Source organism: Brachybacterium kimchii (assembly GCF_023373525.1).
Lineage (GTDB): Bacteria > Actinomycetota > Actinomycetes > Actinomycetales > Dermabacteraceae > Brachybacterium > Brachybacterium kimchii.
On record NZ_CP097218.1, the window covers coordinates 3,780,040 to 3,796,579 of the forward strand.

The window sequence follows — 16,540 nt, forward strand, 5'->3', positions numbered from 1 at the left end:
GCCCGTCGCCGGACTCAGCCGTCGACCTCGAGGCGATAGCCCATGCCCGGCTCGGTGATCAGGTGGCGCGGGGCGCCCGGGTCCTCCTCGAGCTTCTTGCGCAGCTGCGAGACGTACAGGCGCAGGTAGCCCGTGTCCTCGACGTGCTCGGTGCCCCAGATCTCCGCGAGCAGCGTGCGACGGGTGACGAGAGCGCCCGGGTGGCGGGCGAGCAGGTCGATGACCTGCCACTCGGTGGGCGTGAGCCGGATCTGGCGGTGCTCCGACCCTGCTGGGCCCCGGGTGACGCTGCGGGCCGCGAGGTCGATCGTCACCCGTCCCAGGCGCACCACCGGGCCGGCTTCCTCGGCGCGGGGGATCCTCCTGGTCACGGCGCGGATGCGGGCCATCAGCTCGTCGATCGAGAAGGGCTTGGTCACGTAGTCGTCGGCGCCGGCATCCAGCGCCTCGACCTTGTCGGCCGCGTCGGCGCGCCCGGAGACGACGAGGATCGGTGCGCTCGACCAGCCCCGTACGGCGTGGATGACGTCGAGACCGTCGGGCGCTGGCATGCCCAGGTCCACGAGCAGCAGCTCGGGCCGGGTGCCGATGGCCGCGCGGATCGCGGAGGCGCCGTCCTCCGCCGTGGTCACCTCGTGGCCGACCGCCGTCAGCGTGATGCGCAGGGCGCGCAGGATCTGCGGGTCGTCGTCGGCGATCAGGATCTTCATGCGCCTCCCTCCAGGGGGCGTGGGGGGACGGCCAACGGCAGGGACACCACCATGGTGAGTCCGCCGCCCGGGGTGGCCTCGGGCGTCAGCTCCCCGCCCATGGCCTCGACCAGGCCGCGGGAGAGGGCGAGGCCGAGACCCAGGCCGGTCGTGTTGTCGGTGTCGCCCAGGCGCTGGAAGGGCTGAAAGATCTCGTCCATCCGCTCGGGAGCGACGCCGGGTCCATGGTCGATGACGCGGATCTCGCCCCTGCCGTCGAAGGTCGAGGTCGCCACCCGCACGCTCATGCCCTCCGGGCTGTGGCGTCGGGCGTTGGCCAGCAGGTTCACCACGACGCGCTGGAGGGGGACGGCATCGGCGAGCACCGCGGCGTCCTCGTGTCCCAGGGCGAGGGAGACGGCCTGCGGCCCCAGGCCGAGCTCCTCGAGAGCCGGCGCGATCGCCTCCGCCGGATCGACGGGCCGACGGGCCAGCGACAACGCCCCGGCCTGCAGCCGGTTGACGTCCAGCAGGTCCTCGACGAGAGCCGACAGCGCGCCGAGCGACTCGTCGGCCGTCTCCAGCAGGGCGGCGGTGCCGCTCGGGGACAGCGAAGGGCCAGCTGCGCGCAGACCGCCCACGGCCGCGGTGGCCGCGGCGAGAGGTCGGCGCAGATCGTGGCCCAGGGCCGACAGGATGGCGCCGCGGGTGCGGTCCGAGGCTGCCAGAGGAGCGATCTCCTGCGCGGTCTCCCGGAGCCTCCCGTGCTCCAGCGCGGTCGCGAGCTCGAGGGCGAGGACCTGCAGGAGCCGGCGCTCGGAGCCCGCGAGGTCCCTGCCGGACAGCACGAGCTCGGCGTCGGTGCTCACGGCGATGCGCGTGACGCGCTGCGCGCGGGCCCCGTCGCTGGCATCCGCGATCGCACCTGCGCTCGCACCCGCCCTCGCGAGGATCGTGCCGTCGGCCTCCACCAGCTCCACGGAGTCCAGGCGGAAGGCGTCCCGTGCCCGGGAGGTCAGAGCCTGCACGGCATCGTCCCCGCGCAGCACGCTGCCGGCGACGTCCTGGATGAGCTCGGACTCGGCGGCGGCGCGTCGGGCCGCCCGTGCCCGACGCGCGGCCCGGTCGACCACCACGCTCACGAGCACCGCGATCACCACGTAGAGAGCGAGGGCGAGCAGGTGCAGAGGATCGGCGATGCTGATCGTGCGCAGCGGCGCGATGAAGAAGAAGTCCAGGGACAGGCCCGAGAGCACGGCGGCGAACAGCGCCGGCCAGAGACCGCCGGCGAGCGCCACGACAACCACCAGCAGCTGGTAGGCGAGCACATCGCTGGTCAGGGATTCAGGGCTCGCACCTGCGCTCAGCCCTGCGGTGAGCGCCGGCCCGCCGAGCAGCGCGATCGCGGCGCCCAGCAGGCGGCGCCGCATGGTCAGCGCGCCGCCCAGCGGCGGCAGCAGGGGAGAGGCAGCGGCGGCCGCGTGGGGGACCATGTGCACGTCGATGTCGCCCGCATCGCGGACCACGCTCGCGCCGATCCCGGGACCGGTGAGCGCGGCCGTCCAGCGGCCCCGTCGACTGGCTCCGAGCACGAGCTGCGTGGCGTTGACAGAGCGCGCGAACTCCACGAGCGCCGAGGGCACGTCGTCCCCGACGATCTGCGTGAAGTCGCCTCCGAGATCCTCGGTGAGTGCGCGCTGGCGGGCGAGCGCACGGGGGTCCGCCGCGCGCAGCCCGTCCTGCGCACTCACGTGCACGACCAGCAGTTCGCCCCCTGCCGAGCGTGCCGCGATCCGTGCCCCGCGGCGCAGCAGCGTCTCGCCCTCGGCGCCGCCGGTGAGGGCGACCACCACGCGCTCGCGCGCCTCCCACGTGCTCTCTATGCCGTTCTCGTCGCGATAGCGGGTGAGCGCCTGGTCGACCTCGTCCGCGATCCACAGCAGCGCGAGCTCGCGCAACGCGGTGAGATTGCCCAGGCGGAAGAAGTGCGCGAGGGCGGCGTCGATGCGCTCGGCGGGGTAGACGAGACCGTCCCGCAGGCGGCCCTGGAGCGCCTGAGGGGCGAGGTCGACGACCTCGATCTGATCGGCCGCGCGCACCACCGTGTCCGGGACCCGCTCACGCTGCAGGATTCCGGTGATGCGCTGGACCACGTCGTGCAGGGACTCGATGTGCTGGATGTTCAGCGTGGTGATCACGTCGATCCCCGCGGTCAGGAGCACGTCGACCTGCTGCCAGCGCTTCGTCAGGCCCTGGTCCGCGCCGACGCCCGTGCTCGTGTCGGCGCCCGTGCTCGCGCGGGCGCCCCCGCCCGTGCCGACGAGCGGCCCGTCCGCCGGTCCGGGAGCGGATGCGGCCGTCCCGTCGGCTCGTGCGAGGGTGTGGGCGAGCTCGTCGACGAGGACGACCTGCGGTGTGCGGGAGAGCACGCCCTCCAGGTCCAACTCCGTCAGCTCGACGCCGCGATGCCGCACGCGACGCAGGGGCACAGAGGGGATCCCGCGAGTCATCCTTGCCGTCGCCGCGCGGCCGTGCGCCTCGACGACGCCGATCACCACGTCGCATCCCTCGTCGAGGAGCCGAGAGCCCTCGGCGAGCATCGTGCAGGTCTTGCCGACTCCGGGTGCGGCGCCCAGAAGCACCCGCAGATGCCCTCGTGCAGTCATCGCGCCGCTCCTCCCTCCGCCCCTCGTGCCTCGTCCAGGGCAAGATTAAGCGCCAGCACCTGGACGCCGGGCGGTCCGAGCACCGGGTGGTCGGTGTGCTGCGCGACCAGCCGGCGCACGGTCTCCGGGGCGAGGCCGCGCTCACGCGCCACCCGGTCCACCTGGAGGGCGGCGTAGGCAGGGCTGATGTCGGGATCCAGCCCCGACCCCGAGGCGGTCACCGCGTCCGCGGGGACGGCGGAGGGAGCGACGCCCTCGCGTGCCGCGATCTCGACCCGTCGTTCGGTGATCCGGGCCGTGAGCTCAGGATTCTCCGGGCCCAGGTTCGAGCCGCCCGAGGCGCCCGCGTCATATCCCTCACCCGCGGCCGACGGTCGCGACTGGAAGTACCCGGGAAGGGCGTTCCCGTCGGAGTCCGCGAACGATTGCCCGAGCAGTGCAGAGCCGACGACCCTGCCATCGCGCTCGAGCAGCGAACCGTCGGCCCTGGCGGGGGCGAGGACCTGGGCGAGTGCGGTGACGACGAGTGTGTATCCGACGCCGAGCACGAGGGTCGCCAGTGCGAGGGTGCGCAGGGCGACCCGGAGGGTGCCGAGGGCGGAGCGGGCGGAGGTGCGCATGGAGAGTTCCTCTCAGAAGCCGGGCAGGAGCCGGACGAGGTGGTCGATCAGCCAGATCCCCGCGAACGGGGTGAGGACCCCGCCGAGCCCGTAGACCAGCAGGTTCCGTCCCAGCACCCGAGAGGGGCTGGAGGGGCGATGGCGCACGCCCCGCAGGGCGAGCGGGATCAGGGCGAGGATCACGAGGGCGTTGAAGATGATGGCCGAGAGCACCGCCGAGGCGGGGGAGTGCAGCCCCATCACGTTGAGCACCTGCAGCTGCGGCACAGCGCCCAGGAACATGGCCGGCACGATCGCGAAGTACTTCGCGATGTCGTTGGCGATCGAGAACGTGGTCAGCGCGCCGCGGGTCATGAGCAGCTGCTTGCCGATCCGGACCACGTCGATGAGCTTCGAGGGGTCGGAGTCGAGGTCGACCATGTTGCCCGCCTCCTTCGCGGCCGATGTCCCGGAGTTCATCGCCATGCCCACGTCGGCCTGGGCGAGGGCGGGAGCGTCGTTCGTCCCGTCGCCGGTCATGGCGACCAGGCGCCCTCCCTCCTGCTCGGCGCGGATCCGGGCGAGCTTGTCCTCCGGGGTCGCCTCGGCGAGCACGTCGTCGACTCCCGCCTCGTCCGCGATGGCTCGGGCGGTCAGCGGGTTGTCCCCCGTGATCATCACGGTGCGGATGCCCATCTGCCGCAGCTGTGCGAACTTCTCCGGAAGTCCCTCCTTGACGACGTCCTTGAGATGGACGACGCCCAGGAGACGGCCGGAGTCGCTCGCGGGCGTGCCCGCGGGACCGTGCACGGCGACGGCGAGGGGAGTGCCGCCGGCGCGGGCGATGGTCTCCGCCTCGGCCTCCACGGCCGCGCGGACGGACTGATCCGGGGCGCTGCCCTCCGCGATCAGCCAGGCGACCACCGTCGCCACGGCGCCCTTGCGGATCCGCGTGCCGTCGGCCTGATCCAGCCCGGACATGCGGGTCACCGCTGTGAATGGGACGAGGGTCGTGTCCACCGGGAGGGCGGCGGACGATCCGGCGTGCACGTGCGGATCACCGGGGCGCTCCGCTGCCTGCGCCGTTGCCCGCGCCGCCGCGAGATCGAGGATCGAGGTGCCCTCCGGCGTCGGATCCCCCGCGGAGGAGAGGGCCGCAGCGGCGAGCAGCTCGCGCTCGGAGACTCCGGGTGCGGGGACGATCGCGGTCGCACGGCGGCCGCCGTAGGTGATGGTGCCGGTCTTGTCGAGCAGCAGGGTGGAGACGTCGCCCGCAGCCTCGACGGCGCGTCCGGACATGGCCAGCACGTTGTGCTGGACCAGACGGTCCATGCCTGCGATGCCGATTGCGGAGAGCAGAGCCCCGATCGTGGTCGGGACCAGGCACACCAGCAGCGCGACGAGCACCGGGATGCTCACGGGGGCGGCGGTCAGGGCGGCGATCGGATTGAGCGTGAGCACCACGATCACGAACACGATCGAGAGGCCCGCGAGCAGGATGCCCAGCGCGATCTCGTTGGGGGTGCGCTGCCGTGCGGAGCCTTCGATGAGGGAGATCATGCGGTCCACGAATGTCTCCCCGGGGCGCGAGGTGATCCGCACCAGGATCCTGTCCGAGAGCACGCGGGTGCCGCCGGTGACGGCGGAGCGATCACCGCCGGACTCCCGGACCACGGGTGCGGACTCGCCGGTGATCGCGGACTCGTCGACCGTCGCGATGCCGTGCACGACGTCCCCGTCGCCCGGGATCGTCTCGCCCGCGGCGACGAGAACGATGTCGCCGTGGGCGAGCTCTGCCGAAGGGATCTCCTCGATCTCCGTGTGCTCGGCCGAGGGGTCGACCCCAGGGGCGTAGGCGACGAGTCGACGGGCCGACGTCCGGGTGCGGGTGCGGCGCAGCGACGCGGCCTGGGCCTTCCCACGCCCCTCGGCGACGGACTCGGCGAGGTTCGCGAAGAGCACGGTCAGCCACAGCCAGACCGCGATCGCCCCCGTGAAGGCCACGGGCACGGGCGCTCCGCCGGAGGGTCGCGGACCGCCCAGGAACGGCTCGGCGATGGCGAGAGCCGAGGTGAGGACCGCGCCCGCCCAGACCAGCAGCATCACGGGGCTGCGCCACTGCCGGCGCGGGTCGAGCTTGCGCAGGGCGCCCGGGAGGGCCGCCCGCAGGGTCGCGGCATCGAGGGATCTCATGGTCACATCAGCCCTTCCGCCAGGGGACCCAGCGCGAGTACGGGGACGAAGGTCAGCGCGGTCACCAGCACCGTGATTGCGAGCAGAAGGGTCGCGAACAGCGGTCCGCGGGTGGGAAGGGTGCCGGGGGCGGTCGGGACCCTGCGCTGGGCGGCGAGCGAACCGGCGAGGGCGAGGACGAGCACGATCGGCACGAAGCGGCCCAGCAGCATCGCGCTCGCGAGCGCGAGATTCATCCACGGAGTGTCTGCGGTGAGACCGCCGAAGGCGGAGCCGTTGTTGTTCGCCGCGGAGGTGAAGGCGTAGAGCAGCTCGCTCAGGCCGTGATAACCCGGGTTCGACAGGCTCTCGCCGACCACGTTCTGACGCACGCCCGGGAGCGCCAGGCTCAGGCTGGTGCCGACAAGCACGAGCGATGGCGGGACGAGGATGCACAGCACGGCGAGCGAGACCTCCCGCGGTCCGATGCGCTTGCCCAGGTACTCCGGGGTGCGGCCGATGAGCAGCCCGCCCACGAACACGGAGAGGATCGCCAGGACGAGCATCCCGTACAGCCCCGAGCCGACGCCTCCGGGTGCGACCTCGCCGAGCATCATGTTCAGCATCGGCACCATGCCGCCGAGCGCCGTGTACGAGTCGTGCATCGCGTTGACCGCGCCCGTGGAGGTGCCCGTCGAGGCGGTGGAGAAGAGCGTCGAGCCGAGGACGCCGAAACGCTGCTCCTTGCCCTCCATCGCGGCCCCCGCCAGCTGCGGCGCCGTGCCCAGGCCGGCGGACTCAAGTGCCGTGAGGGCGGCGAACGACCCGGCGGACAGCACCGCCATCACCGCGAGGACGGTGCGCCCTTCGCGCACGTCGCCCACCAGCCGACCGAGGGTGCGCGGCAGCGAGAACGGGATGAGAAGCATCAGCAGCACCTCGAAGGTGCTCGTCCACGCGCTGGGGTTCTCGAAGGGATGTGCTGAGTTCGCATTGAAGAATCCGCCGCCGTTGGTCCCCAGCAGCTTGATGGCCTCCTGCGAGGCGACCGGCCCGCCGGGGATGCTCTGCGCGGTCCCGGCGAGAGTGGTCGCCTCCACGGGCGGAGCGAGGTTCTGCACCACCCCGCCGATCGCGAGGACGAGGCCTGCGAGCAGGGCGATCGGCAGCAGGATGCGCAGGGTGCCGCGCACCAGGTCGATCCAGAAGTTCCCGATCGTGCCCGTGGCGCGCGCTGCGAAGGCCCGCACGAGCGCGATGGCCACGGCGAGTCCGACGGCCGCCGAGAGGAAGTTCTGCACGGCGAGGCCGAGGGCCTGCACCGTGAAGCCCAGCGTGAGCTCCGGCGAGTAGGACTGCCAGTTCGTGTTGGTCACGAAGGAGACGGCGGTGTTCAGGGAGAGAGCGGGAGAGGGCGCGCCGAGGCCGAGCGAGTAGGGCAGCACGGCCTGGGCTCGCTGGAGCGCATACACGAGCAGCACGCCGGCACCGGAGAACATGAGCACCGAACGCAGGTAGGCGGGCCAGGTCTGCTCGGCGTCGGGCGCGGCGCCGATCAGCCGATAGATGCCCCGCTCGATGCGAAGGTGCCGGGACGAGGAGTACGCGCGCGCCATGAAGTCGCCGAGCGGACGATGCACGAGGGCGAGGACGACGAGGACCGCGATCACGGGCAGGGCGTGCTGCGCGGCCGCGAGCACGGCGCTCACCGGAAGCGCTCCGGTGCGACGAGCGCGACGACGAGGAGCACGATCGCCGCCAGGGCGAGCACGAGGGCGAGGAGCTCGAAGACGATCACAGCTTCTCCACCGCCCGTCCCAGCAGGCCGATGCCGGCGAAGGCGGCGATCACGCCGAGGGCGACGAGGAGGTCGGGCACGAGGGCGCCGACCGCAGGGGCGAGGGGCACGGGACTGCTCCGTTCGGTGGAGACCGGTCGGGAAGCCGACCGAGCGCCTCGACGGGGCGCGATCCCTGATGCAACACCCGATCGTGCAGGTCAGCGCCGATCCTCACGGAATCCATACGGTGGTGGGGCGGATCCTGACGGAGTGCTCACGACGATGTGAGGAGCAGGACTCGCGGGGACTTGCGGCGGGTCCACGAGGAGAGGCCGGCCGGCGCTCTGCGAGCGGCGCGCACGAAGGTCCCCGGGAGACGGAACGCGCCGCCGATCGGAACTTGTTCGCCCCATGTTCCGATCAGCGGCGCGTGAAGGTCGCGACTGCTGGCGGGTTCCCACCGCGTCAGCGACATCCGTGGCACCTGGGGAGCGACTGCGACACGCTCCGTTCGGTGCGAGCACCACGTTATCCGGGCCGTCTCGGGTTTCGCAAGCCCTGTGTTGCGAAAAGTTCTGCGAGGTGGTCGGAGTTCGCCTGGTGGACGCGCCGACCACGCTCTCACCTGCGGCGTTACCCTGGACCTATGACTGCGATCACGCGACGCATCGGCTCCCTGTCCGTCTCGGCCATCGGCTACGGGGCGATGCCCCTGTCCTACGGCCGCCAGAACCCGCCCTCGCGCGACGAAGCGATCGCGACGATCCATGCGGCGCTCGACGCGGGCATCACGCTGATCGACACCGCCGACATGTACGCCCCCAGCTGGGACACGATGGGCCACAACGAGGAGCTCGTCGCCGAGGGCGTGCGCACCTGGTCCGGCGATGCGCAGAAGATCGTCATCGCCTCCAAGGGCGGCATCGTGCGCGGCCCGGGGAAGGACGGCGAGGAGGAGTCCAAGGGGCGCGACGGCTCCCTCGCCTACCTGCGCTCGGCGCTCGAGAGGACTCTCGCGAACCTCGGTCAGGATTCCGTGGACCTCTACTATTGGCACCGTCCCGATCGCTCCATCCGCTATGCGGAGGGCGTCGAGGCCCTCGCGACGCTGCAGCAGGAGGGGCTGATCACGGAGGTCGGCATCTCCAACGCCAACGTCGAGGAGATCGACGTGGCCCTCGACGTGCTGGGCGAGGGGAACCTCGCGGCGGTGCAGAACCAGTTCAGCCCGACGTTCTTCCACACGAGCCTCGGCGAGCTGCGCCGCTGCCGGGAGATCGGCGCCGCGTTCGTGCCCTGGGGCCCGCTGGGAGGTGCGGGCGGAGGCGCGGCGGCCGTGGGCGAGAAGTTCCCGCAGATCGCCCGCGTCGCCGCGGCCCATGACGTGAGTCCGCAGCGCGTGGTGCTCGCCTGGGAGCTGAGCCTGGGCCCGCACGTGGTGCCGATCCCCGGTGCGGCGCGCCCCGCCTCCGTCATCGACTCGGCGCAGGCGCCGTCGCTGCAGCTGACCACGGCGGAGGTCGAGGACCTGAACTCGATCCTGGGCTGAGCACGGGGCCGTCTCGCGGGCTCGGGTCGGGGCCCGCCCCTGCGGCGACGGCGGACGCGTCAGCTCACGCGGATCACGAGGTCGGCGCGCGGTCGCGTCCCGGCGACCAGTCGCGCGTTGGCCTCGTCGGGCCCGAGAGACCAGGCCCGCGCGGCCTCGGGCGACTTCCCGAAGGTCTCGTGGCGGGCGATGAGTCGCTCGTGGCGCACGTCCTCGTCGGTCTCGACGAACCAGCGGGCGTCGAGCATCGCGCCCACCGGGGCGAAGGGGCCGTCGGCCATCAGCAGGTAGTTGCCCTCGGTGATCACGAGCGGGATCTCGCCGGGAACCTCGATCGCTCCCGCGAGCGGCTGCTCGAGGTCGCGCTCGAACATCGGCGCCCACACGGGCGGATCCTCGGGCCGGGCGGCGCGCAGCCGCTGCAGCAGGGCGACGTACCCGGCGGCGTCGAAGGTGTCCGGCGCGCCCTTGCGATCCAGCCTTCCCAGGCGCTGCAGGGCCGCGTCCGCCAGGTGGAAGCCGTCCATTGGGACCACGACGCAGCTGCCGGCGGGCAGCTCCTCGGCCAGCAGGGCGGTGAGCGTGCTCTTGCCGGCACCGGGCGCACCCGCGATGCCGAGGAGGCGGCGCCCGCCGCTGCGTCGCGCCTCGTCGAGCAGCACGCGTGCGGCCTGCACCGCCTGCGCCTCGGGAACGACGACGGGCGCCTCGTGGACCGGTCCCCCTCGGGCGCCGGGTGCCGCGTCGGTGGATGCCGCGGGCTCAGACATGCGCCCCGCCCTGCGCGGGGTCGGCGGCCGGCTCCGCCCCGAGAGCAGGCGCCGCCTTTGAGGACTGCTCGCGCAGCGTCACCTCGAGCACCTCGCCGCGCAGGGGCAGGTGGATGAGGATGCGCGCCGGGGCGCCTCCCGTGGCCTCGAGCGCGGCCGCGTACGTCGCCATCTGGCCCAGGTAGTGCTCGCGCACGTGGCCCACGGGGTCAGAGCCGGGATAGGTCTTGTGGTCCACGAGCACGCGGGAGCCGTCGGGCAGCGCCAGGAGGGCGTCGATCCAGCCCTCCATCACCTGCTCCTCCTCGTTCCACCAGGCGATCGGCTGCTCGGTGAGCACGCGGGCGCCGGGGAACTCGGCGGCGAGGAACTCCTGCCAGGCGCGGCCGGCGGCCAGCAGGGTCTCGGCGCCCACGGCGCGCGAGACGGCCCAGCGCTCGACGAGCCGCAGCGCCGCCTGCTCCTGCAGGGCGGGCGTGAGCTGCGCGAGCGGGAGGGCGAGGAAGGCGTGGACGGCCTCGCCCACCCGGTTCCAGTCGCGTCCGCCCCCGCTGACCAGCGCGGCGCCGATGCTCCGCGGCGGGTGCACGGTGCCCAGCGCCTCGTCGGAGCTGACCCCCGAGGCCTGGAAGCGGGCGGGCGTGCCCGCGTTCCGACCGTCGTCCCCGGGGCGCGGGCCGAGGGGCAGGTCGGTCGCGGCGAGCGGACTGCGCGGGCCGCTGCGGGAGGAGGCGCCGTCGCTCTCGGCGGCTCCGTCGATCGCGGTGGTGCGCACGCGCGCGGGCAGGTCGCCATGACCGGAGACGTGGACCGTGTCGGCCCCGGCCTCCCAGGTGAGCAGAGGGGCGTCGCCGTCGACGAGGACGTCGAGAGCGGAGCCGGTGCCGTCGCCGCTGAGCACGGTGACGTCGGCCGCGCGGGTGAGCGCCACGTACTGCAGGCGACCGGCCTCCTCGCGCTCCTTGCGGGCCGCGCGCCGAGGATGCTCGGCCACGGCGAGCTGCTCCTGCAGGGGTGCGTAGCCGTCGAGCACACGCGGCCAGTAGCGCAGGGAGCGGCCATCGAGGGGGCGCAGCGCGTCGAGGTCCGCAGCGGGGACCACGAACACGCCGCCGGTGTGGGCGCGCTCGGTCGCCTTCGCCGGGAGCATCACGACCACGCGCGACCACTCGAGCCCCTTCGCGCCGTGGATGGTGCCCACCCACACGGTGTCGGGGATGCCGGTGAGGTCGGGGCCGGCCTCGGTCTCGTCGAGCACGGCCCGCAGACCGGTGAGGGTGATGGGCACGGAGGCCGAGCGCGCCTGGTCCGCGTAGTCGGAGGCGAGGCGGCGCAGCGCGTCCAGGGTGCGCAGGCGCTGCTCGGGAAGGGGCCAGGACCGCAGTCGCTCCGGCAGGTCGAGGGCGTCGATGACTGCGGCGATCATCTCCACGGGGCTGAGCGCGATGCAGTCCTCGCGCAGTGCGCGGAGCCCCGCGAGGACATCGGCCTCCCACCAGGACTGCAGCACGGCGCGGCGGCCCTCACGGTCCGTCGGGGCCGTGAGGTCGGCGAACCAGCTGCGGTGCGCCGGATGGTCGGGCAGCAGGTCCACGAGCTCGGTGAGCGCGAGGGAGTCGGAGACGTCCAGGGTGACCGCGAGCGCTGCCCGCACCAGTCGTCCCTCCCGGGTGCCGAGGATCCGGCCGCCCTGGCCGGAGGCGGGGACGCCCCGCGCCTGCAGGGCGGAGACCACCTGGGCGGCCTGCGCGTTGCTGCGCACGAGCACCGCCATGTCGCCGGGGCCGGCCTCGTCCTCGGCGAGCATGCGCACCACGCCGTCGGCGATCGCGGCCGCGTGCTCGGGGGCGCTCTTGTGCCGGCTGCTGAACGCGGGGACCCAGGCCTCGATCCGGCCGTCTGTGCGACCCGCCGAGGCCCGGCGGGCCGCCGCCTCTGGGGCGGCCGTGAGCACCACGCGCTCGCGCGGAAGGTCGGGGAAGACCTGCGGGAAGACGGCGCTGACGAGATCGAGGACCTGCTCCTGGGAGCGCCATGAGTGCTCGAGATCGCGGATCGTCCCCTCGCCGAGCTCGGTGCCGCCCTCGCTCACCGCCTCGAGCACGCCGCGCATGAGGTCGGGGTCGGCGTCGCGGAAGCCGTAGATGGCCTGCTTGGGGTCGCCGACCCAGATCAGGTCCTCGATCTGGCGGCCGAGCTCGAGGAACAGGGCGAGCTGGATGGGGGAGGTGTCCTGGAACTCGTCGACCGCGAGCAGGCGGAAGCGGGCGCCGATCGCGTAGCGGGCGCGCTCGCTCGTGCGCAGGAGGTGCAGAGCGAGCACCTCCTGGTCGATGAAGTCCATGAGGGCGAGCTCGTTCTTGTACTGCGCGTAGGCCTCGAGGGAGTCCGCGGCGGTGGTGACGACCAGGTCGATGAGCCCGCGGATGTCGCGCTGCATCACGGGGTTCGCGGGCAGCTCCTCGGCGATCTCGAGGGCGAGGCCGATCAGGGCCGTGTCCACGCCCTTGCTGTAGACGTACTTGCCGCCGCCCTCGGGATCTGCGGCCTTGCCGGCGGCGACGCGGGCGAGCTTCGCCCAGGCCGACCAGGGGGTGCGCGCGCCCTGCCCGAGGGTGCGGCGCAGCTGGCGCAGGGTCTCGAGCCTCTTGGCGATGACGCCGGCGCTCTTCTGCTCCTGCGGGGTCCCGCCGGCGGCGCCGTCGACCTCCGCCTGGAGTCCGTCGAGCACGGTGTCGAGGCGGCCGAGCCAGGCGCGGCGGCGGTCGTCGGTGCCGGGCTCGGGCAGCGCCGCGGCGCGGAAGTCGTCCCAGGAGGCGTCGGCGCTTCGGCGCAGCTGGTCGGCGCCCACGTCGTTGGTGCGCGCGCGGGAGGCGAGAACCTGGACGTGGTCGCGCCAGAACGAGGAGGGGGCGAAGGGGTTGGCGGCGCTCTTCTCGCCGTCGTGCTCCGTGCGCGCGAGCAGGTCGCTCGCACGGTCGCCCGCGCGGGCGACGGCCTCGTCGATCGCGGCGTCGAAGGCCGCGGAGGCTCGGTCCTGGTCGAGGACCTGCACGTCGGGCGAGATCCCGGCATCGAGCGCGAACTCGCGCACGAGCTCGCCCGCCACGGCGTTGACGGTGCCGATCAGGGCGCTGTCGATGCCGCGGGCGGCCTCGGTCTGCCCGCGCTCGAGGAGCGTGCGGCGCACACGATCGGAGAGCTCGTCGGCCGCCTTGACGGTGAAGGTGGTCGCGATGAGCTGGGAGGGCTCGAGGCCCGCGCTCATCCGGTCCGCGATCTCCTGGGTGAGCGTGTGGGTCTTCCCGGAGCCCGCGGAGGCGTTGATCAGGGTGAAGCTCATCAGTTCCCTCCCGTGAGCAGGCAGAGCTGGGCGTAGTCCCCGCGGGCGCAGTGGTCCTCGACGAGGATTCCGCCCTCGGCCCGGGCGAGGTCGCGCTGGGTGGCCACGGCCTTCTGCCGCGCCCTGTACTCGGCGTCGGCGGGGATGTCTGCGGCCTCGAGCAGCTGCCGGCAGCCCAGGGCGACCGTGCCGCCGGCGATCTCGTCGAGCCGCATCTGCACGCCCTCGACGAGCCGGCGCCAGGCGTCGGGCACGTCCATAGGGACGCGGCGGTGGGTGTCGAGGGACGGGTTCGCGCTGACGAACTCACCGCTGCGCAGCAGGAAGTAGCCGACGTCGGCCGGGTGATCTGCGCCTGCGGGGGAGTCCGGGGCCTCGGCGAGCGACCAGGCGTAGGAGGCGAGCTGGATGGCCTCGCCGGTGTCGAAGAGGTCCCCGTAGCGGGTGCGGGAGAAGGACCACTTGAGGTCGATGACGGTGGGGTGGCCGTCCGCGTCCTGCGCGTCGAGGTCGCGGCTGCCGCCGAACACCACCTCGTGGGGTCCGCCGGCAAGCTGGAGCGTCAGCGGCCGGGAGAAACCGGACTCGGTGCCCGTGACCCGGAGACCGGCGTCGGCGAGCCCGGCGAAGAGCTCGCGCAGGCTGCGCACCGCCCGATCGCGGACCTCGGTGCGCTCGAAGGCGCGACCGGGAAGGTCGAGCTCGGAGGCGAGCTGCGGGACCAGGGCGTCGAACACCTCGCCGATGCGCCGGGGGTCGGGCGGTTCGAGGGAGGCGCCGCCGAGTCCGGGTTCCATGCGCTCGTCCACCAGGGTCTCGACGACCGCGTGGACGAGGGTGCCGATCATCCGGGGACCGGTGGGCAGGGAGGCGACCTGCGCGGGGCGGATCCCCAGGGCGTACTCGAGCACCCAACGGTGCGGGCACTCCAGGAGCGCCTGGGCCTGGGTGAAGGACATGCGCTCCGGCAGGAGGTGGTCCAGGCGGTGCCCGGCGCTGCGGGACGTGAGCTGCTGCGTGGTCAGCTCCTGCAGCTCGGGTGCGCGCACGGGCAGGCTGCGACCGGCGAGGGACCAGGTGGTCCCGTGGACGAGCTGCGCGGGGGAGTGCCGGTCCTTCGCCGATCGTCCGGCCGCGGCCTCGAGATGGGTGAGCAGACCGCTGGGAGACGGCGCCGTCTCGAGACGGCGGCCGGGGAGCACGGCGATCAGGCGGCTCGCTCCGCGGAGCGCCCGCAGTGCGGCGCCGACGTGCAGCGCGGACTCCTGCGCGGGCGGCAGCAGGCGGGCGCCGAACTCCTCGAGCGTCTGCACCTCGTCGGGATCCCAGAGCATCGGGGAGGGCAGGGCGTCCTCGGCAGGGCCCCACCACAGCACGGTGCCGCCCTCTGCGTGCAGCTGCGCGGGCCGGGTCGTGACCGCCCACGGGGCGACCTCGGCGCGGGCGAGCGGGGAACGGCCCGCGCCGCCGCAGGCGTCGATGACCTGCTGCAGGGTGCGGCGGGTCAGCGGGACGCCCGGCTCGAGCATCCCGAGGACCTCGCGCAGCGCCGTGACCTGCCCGAGGCTCGTGAGCAGGTCCCCTTCGCCGCGGGCGACGGCGCGCAGGCGCTCGGTGAGCAGTCCGAGGCGATCGGCGACCGCGCCGGGGAGCAGACCGTCGGCGGGCAGCGGGTCGCTCACCAGGCGGTCGATCCCGCGCGCGGCCTCGAGCGCCCGGCGCTCCCGGTCGCGGGTCTCCGCGGGGGCCGACGCCGCCTTCTCCTCGAGACGCGCGAGGGCGTCCCGCCACGCCGGCCCGATGCCGGGCTCACGGGTGAGGGCGCGCAGCAGCTCCCGGCGGACGGAGGCGGGGACGAGGCCGATCGGCTCGTCGTCCCGGTGCATCCCCGGAAGCACCCGCAGGTCCAGCAGCGCCGCGAGCTGGTGGACGTCGACAGGGGCGGTCGCGACGTCGAGGAACAGTCCGAGCACCTGGTGATGGGCGCGGTCGGTCGACGGGTCGACGGCGCCGAGCGCGGGCATGCCCCGACGGTGCAGTGCCCGGTCCAGCACGGTGGTGTCGGTGGTCGCGAGGACGCTCAGCGGGACCTGGTCGGACTCGGTCGGATCGGGGCCCGCGGAGGCGGAGAGGAAGCGGGCGGCGACGTCCGCCGCGCTCCACTCGTCCAGGCACTGGACGACCTCGAGGTCAGGGGCCTGCTGCGGGCCCGTGCCCGCGTGGCGCAGGCGCACCCCCGCGGCGTCGAGCAGCTCGAACAGCCGCGGCCACAGCCCGGGCAGCGCGGTCGGGTACTCCGCGAGCGTGATGGTGTCGATCCCGAGCGGCCACGAGGCGCCCAGGGAGTCGAGCTCGGTGAGGGTGATGATGACGTCCCGCAGATCGTCGGCCGGTCCGGGGGAGAGGGATGCCGGGCGGCCGCCGTCGCCGCTGGTCCCGGGCATGCCGACCACTGCACGGTGCTCGAGGTCCATCACCGCGGCGAGCCGTGCGGGCAGTTGGTGGACGGGATCCGGCGCTCTCCATCCGGCCTCGATGCTGGCGTCGCGCAGCCGCAGGAGATGGGCGGCGGTGCTCCAGGGGTCGACGGCGAAGGAGCGCTCCGGCCAGAACTCCTCGGTGTCATCTCGGGTGGCGCTGCGCTGGTCTCCGCCAGCGCCTGCGCCCTTCCGCTCGGCGATGATCTCGCCGACCAGGCGCATGGTCTGCGCGATGCGCACGGCCTGTTCGACGGGCGGGTGCGTGAGCGCGAGGCGACCCTGCAGCAGTGCGACGAGCCCGCGCGGACCCAGCCGCGCGTCCGGTGCGCCGTCGTCCCCACCCGCCGGGCCGCCGGTCGACGTGCTCCGTGCGCGTTGCGCGGATGCGCTCGCCCAGTCCGCGCCGTCTGCCGTCCATCCGAACTCGATCTCCATGTGCGCCCCCTTCCGCTCACACAGTAGGGGAGCAGGACGACATCCCGCGCCGCGATG

At 73.5% G+C, this 16,540-nt stretch carries 10 protein-coding genes; 1 reads left to right on the forward strand and 9 read right to left on the reverse strand.

Features of this window, described 5'->3' with window-relative positions:
- Positions 1–14: 14 nt before the first annotated feature.
- From M4486_RS17170 to M4486_RS17195, 6 genes are read right to left on the reverse strand one after another with little or no spacing between them, the layout of a single operon-like run.
- Positions 15–710 carry a response regulator gene (locus M4486_RS17170; RefSeq protein WP_249478542.1) on the reverse strand — a complete coding sequence of 232 codons (696 nt, stop codon included), beginning with the start codon at positions 708–710 and terminating at the stop codon, positions 15–17.
- Positions 707–3,355 carry an ATP-binding protein gene (locus tag M4486_RS17175; protein ID WP_249478543.1) on the reverse strand — a complete coding sequence of 883 codons (2,649 nt, stop codon included), beginning with the start codon at positions 3,353–3,355 and terminating at the stop codon, positions 707–709. The genes M4486_RS17170 and M4486_RS17175 overlap by 4 nt, the downstream gene beginning before the upstream one ends.
- Positions 3,352–3,975, reverse strand: coding sequence for a potassium-transporting ATPase subunit KdpC (kdpC, locus tag M4486_RS17180; protein WP_249478544.1), 624 nt, complete (start codon positions 3,973–3,975; stop codon positions 3,352–3,354). Before kdpC ends, M4486_RS17175 begins: the two co-directional genes overlap by 4 nt.
- 12 nt (positions 3,976–3,987) lie before the next feature.
- A complete protein-coding gene (gene kdpB, locus M4486_RS17185) occupies positions 3,988–6,147 on the reverse strand; it encodes a potassium-transporting ATPase subunit KdpB (protein WP_249478545.1) in 2,160 nt (719 codons plus the stop codon).
- 2 nt (positions 6,148–6,149) lie between these two features.
- On the reverse strand, positions 6,150–7,826 hold the full coding sequence (gene kdpA, locus M4486_RS17190) for a potassium-transporting ATPase subunit KdpA (RefSeq protein ID WP_249481167.1): 1,677 nt from the start codon (positions 7,824–7,826) through the stop codon (positions 6,150–6,152).
- A gap of 5 nt (positions 7,827–7,831) precedes the next feature.
- Positions 7,832–7,924 (reverse strand): potassium-transporting ATPase subunit F, encoded by a 93-nt coding sequence (locus tag M4486_RS17195; RefSeq protein WP_249478546.1) that lies wholly within the window; start codon positions 7,922–7,924, stop codon positions 7,832–7,834.
- 628 nt (positions 7,925–8,552) lie between these two features.
- On the opposite strand from M4486_RS17195, the gene M4486_RS17200 reads away from it, so the two are divergent.
- On the forward strand, positions 8,553–9,455 hold the full coding sequence (locus M4486_RS17200; protein ID WP_249478547.1) for an aldo/keto reductase: 903 nt from the start codon (positions 8,553–8,555) through the stop codon (positions 9,453–9,455).
- Between the two features lie 59 nt (positions 9,456–9,514).
- On the opposite strand, the gene M4486_RS17205 is transcribed toward M4486_RS17200, so the two are convergent.
- The 3 genes from M4486_RS17205 to M4486_RS17215 are packed head-to-tail and all read right to left on the reverse strand — an operon-like array spanning position 9,515 to position 16,483.
- Complete coding sequence (locus M4486_RS17205) at positions 9,515–10,225, reverse strand: nucleoside/nucleotide kinase family protein (RefSeq protein WP_249478548.1); 711 nt, start codon at positions 10,223–10,225, stop codon at positions 9,515–9,517.
- Positions 10,218–13,568 carry a UvrD-helicase domain-containing protein gene (locus tag M4486_RS17210; protein ID WP_249478549.1) on the reverse strand — a complete coding sequence of 1,117 codons (3,351 nt, stop codon included), beginning with the start codon at positions 13,566–13,568 and terminating at the stop codon, positions 10,218–10,220. Before M4486_RS17210 ends, M4486_RS17205 begins: the two co-directional genes overlap by 8 nt.
- A complete protein-coding gene (locus tag M4486_RS17215) occupies positions 13,568–16,483 on the reverse strand; it encodes a PD-(D/E)XK nuclease family protein (RefSeq protein ID WP_249478550.1) in 2,916 nt (971 codons plus the stop codon). Before M4486_RS17215 ends, M4486_RS17210 begins: the two co-directional genes overlap by 1 nt.
- Positions 16,484–16,540: the final 57 nt, after the last annotated feature.

Bases quoted from the DNA above. Each gene is read 5' to 3' on its own strand.
- M4486_RS17170 (WP_249478542.1), bottom strand. From the start codon at position 710: ATGAAGATCCTGATCGCCGACGACGACCCGCAGATCCTGCGCGCCCTG.
- M4486_RS17175 (WP_249478543.1), bottom strand. From the start codon at position 3,355: ATGACTGCACGAGGGCATCTGCGGGTGCTTCTGGGCGCCGCACCCGGA.
- kdpC (WP_249478544.1), bottom strand. From the start codon at position 3,975: ATGCGCACCTCCGCCCGCTCCGCCCTCGGCACCCTCCGGGTCGCCCTG.
- kdpB (WP_249478545.1), bottom strand. From the start codon at position 6,147: ATGAGATCCCTCGATGCCGCGACCCTGCGGGCGGCCCTCCCGGGCGCC.
- M4486_RS17200 (WP_249478547.1), top strand. From the start codon at position 8,553: ATGACTGCGATCACGCGACGCATCGGCTCCCTGTCCGTCTCGGCCATC.
- M4486_RS17205 (WP_249478548.1), bottom strand. From the start codon at position 10,225: ATGTCTGAGCCCGCGGCATCCACCGACGCGGCACCCGGCGCCCGAGGG.
- M4486_RS17210 (WP_249478549.1), bottom strand. From the start codon at position 13,568: ATGAGCTTCACCCTGATCAACGCCTCCGCGGGCTCCGGGAAGACCCAC.
- M4486_RS17215 (WP_249478550.1), bottom strand. From the start codon at position 16,483: ATGGAGATCGAGTTCGGATGGACGGCAGACGGCGCGGACTGGGCGAGC.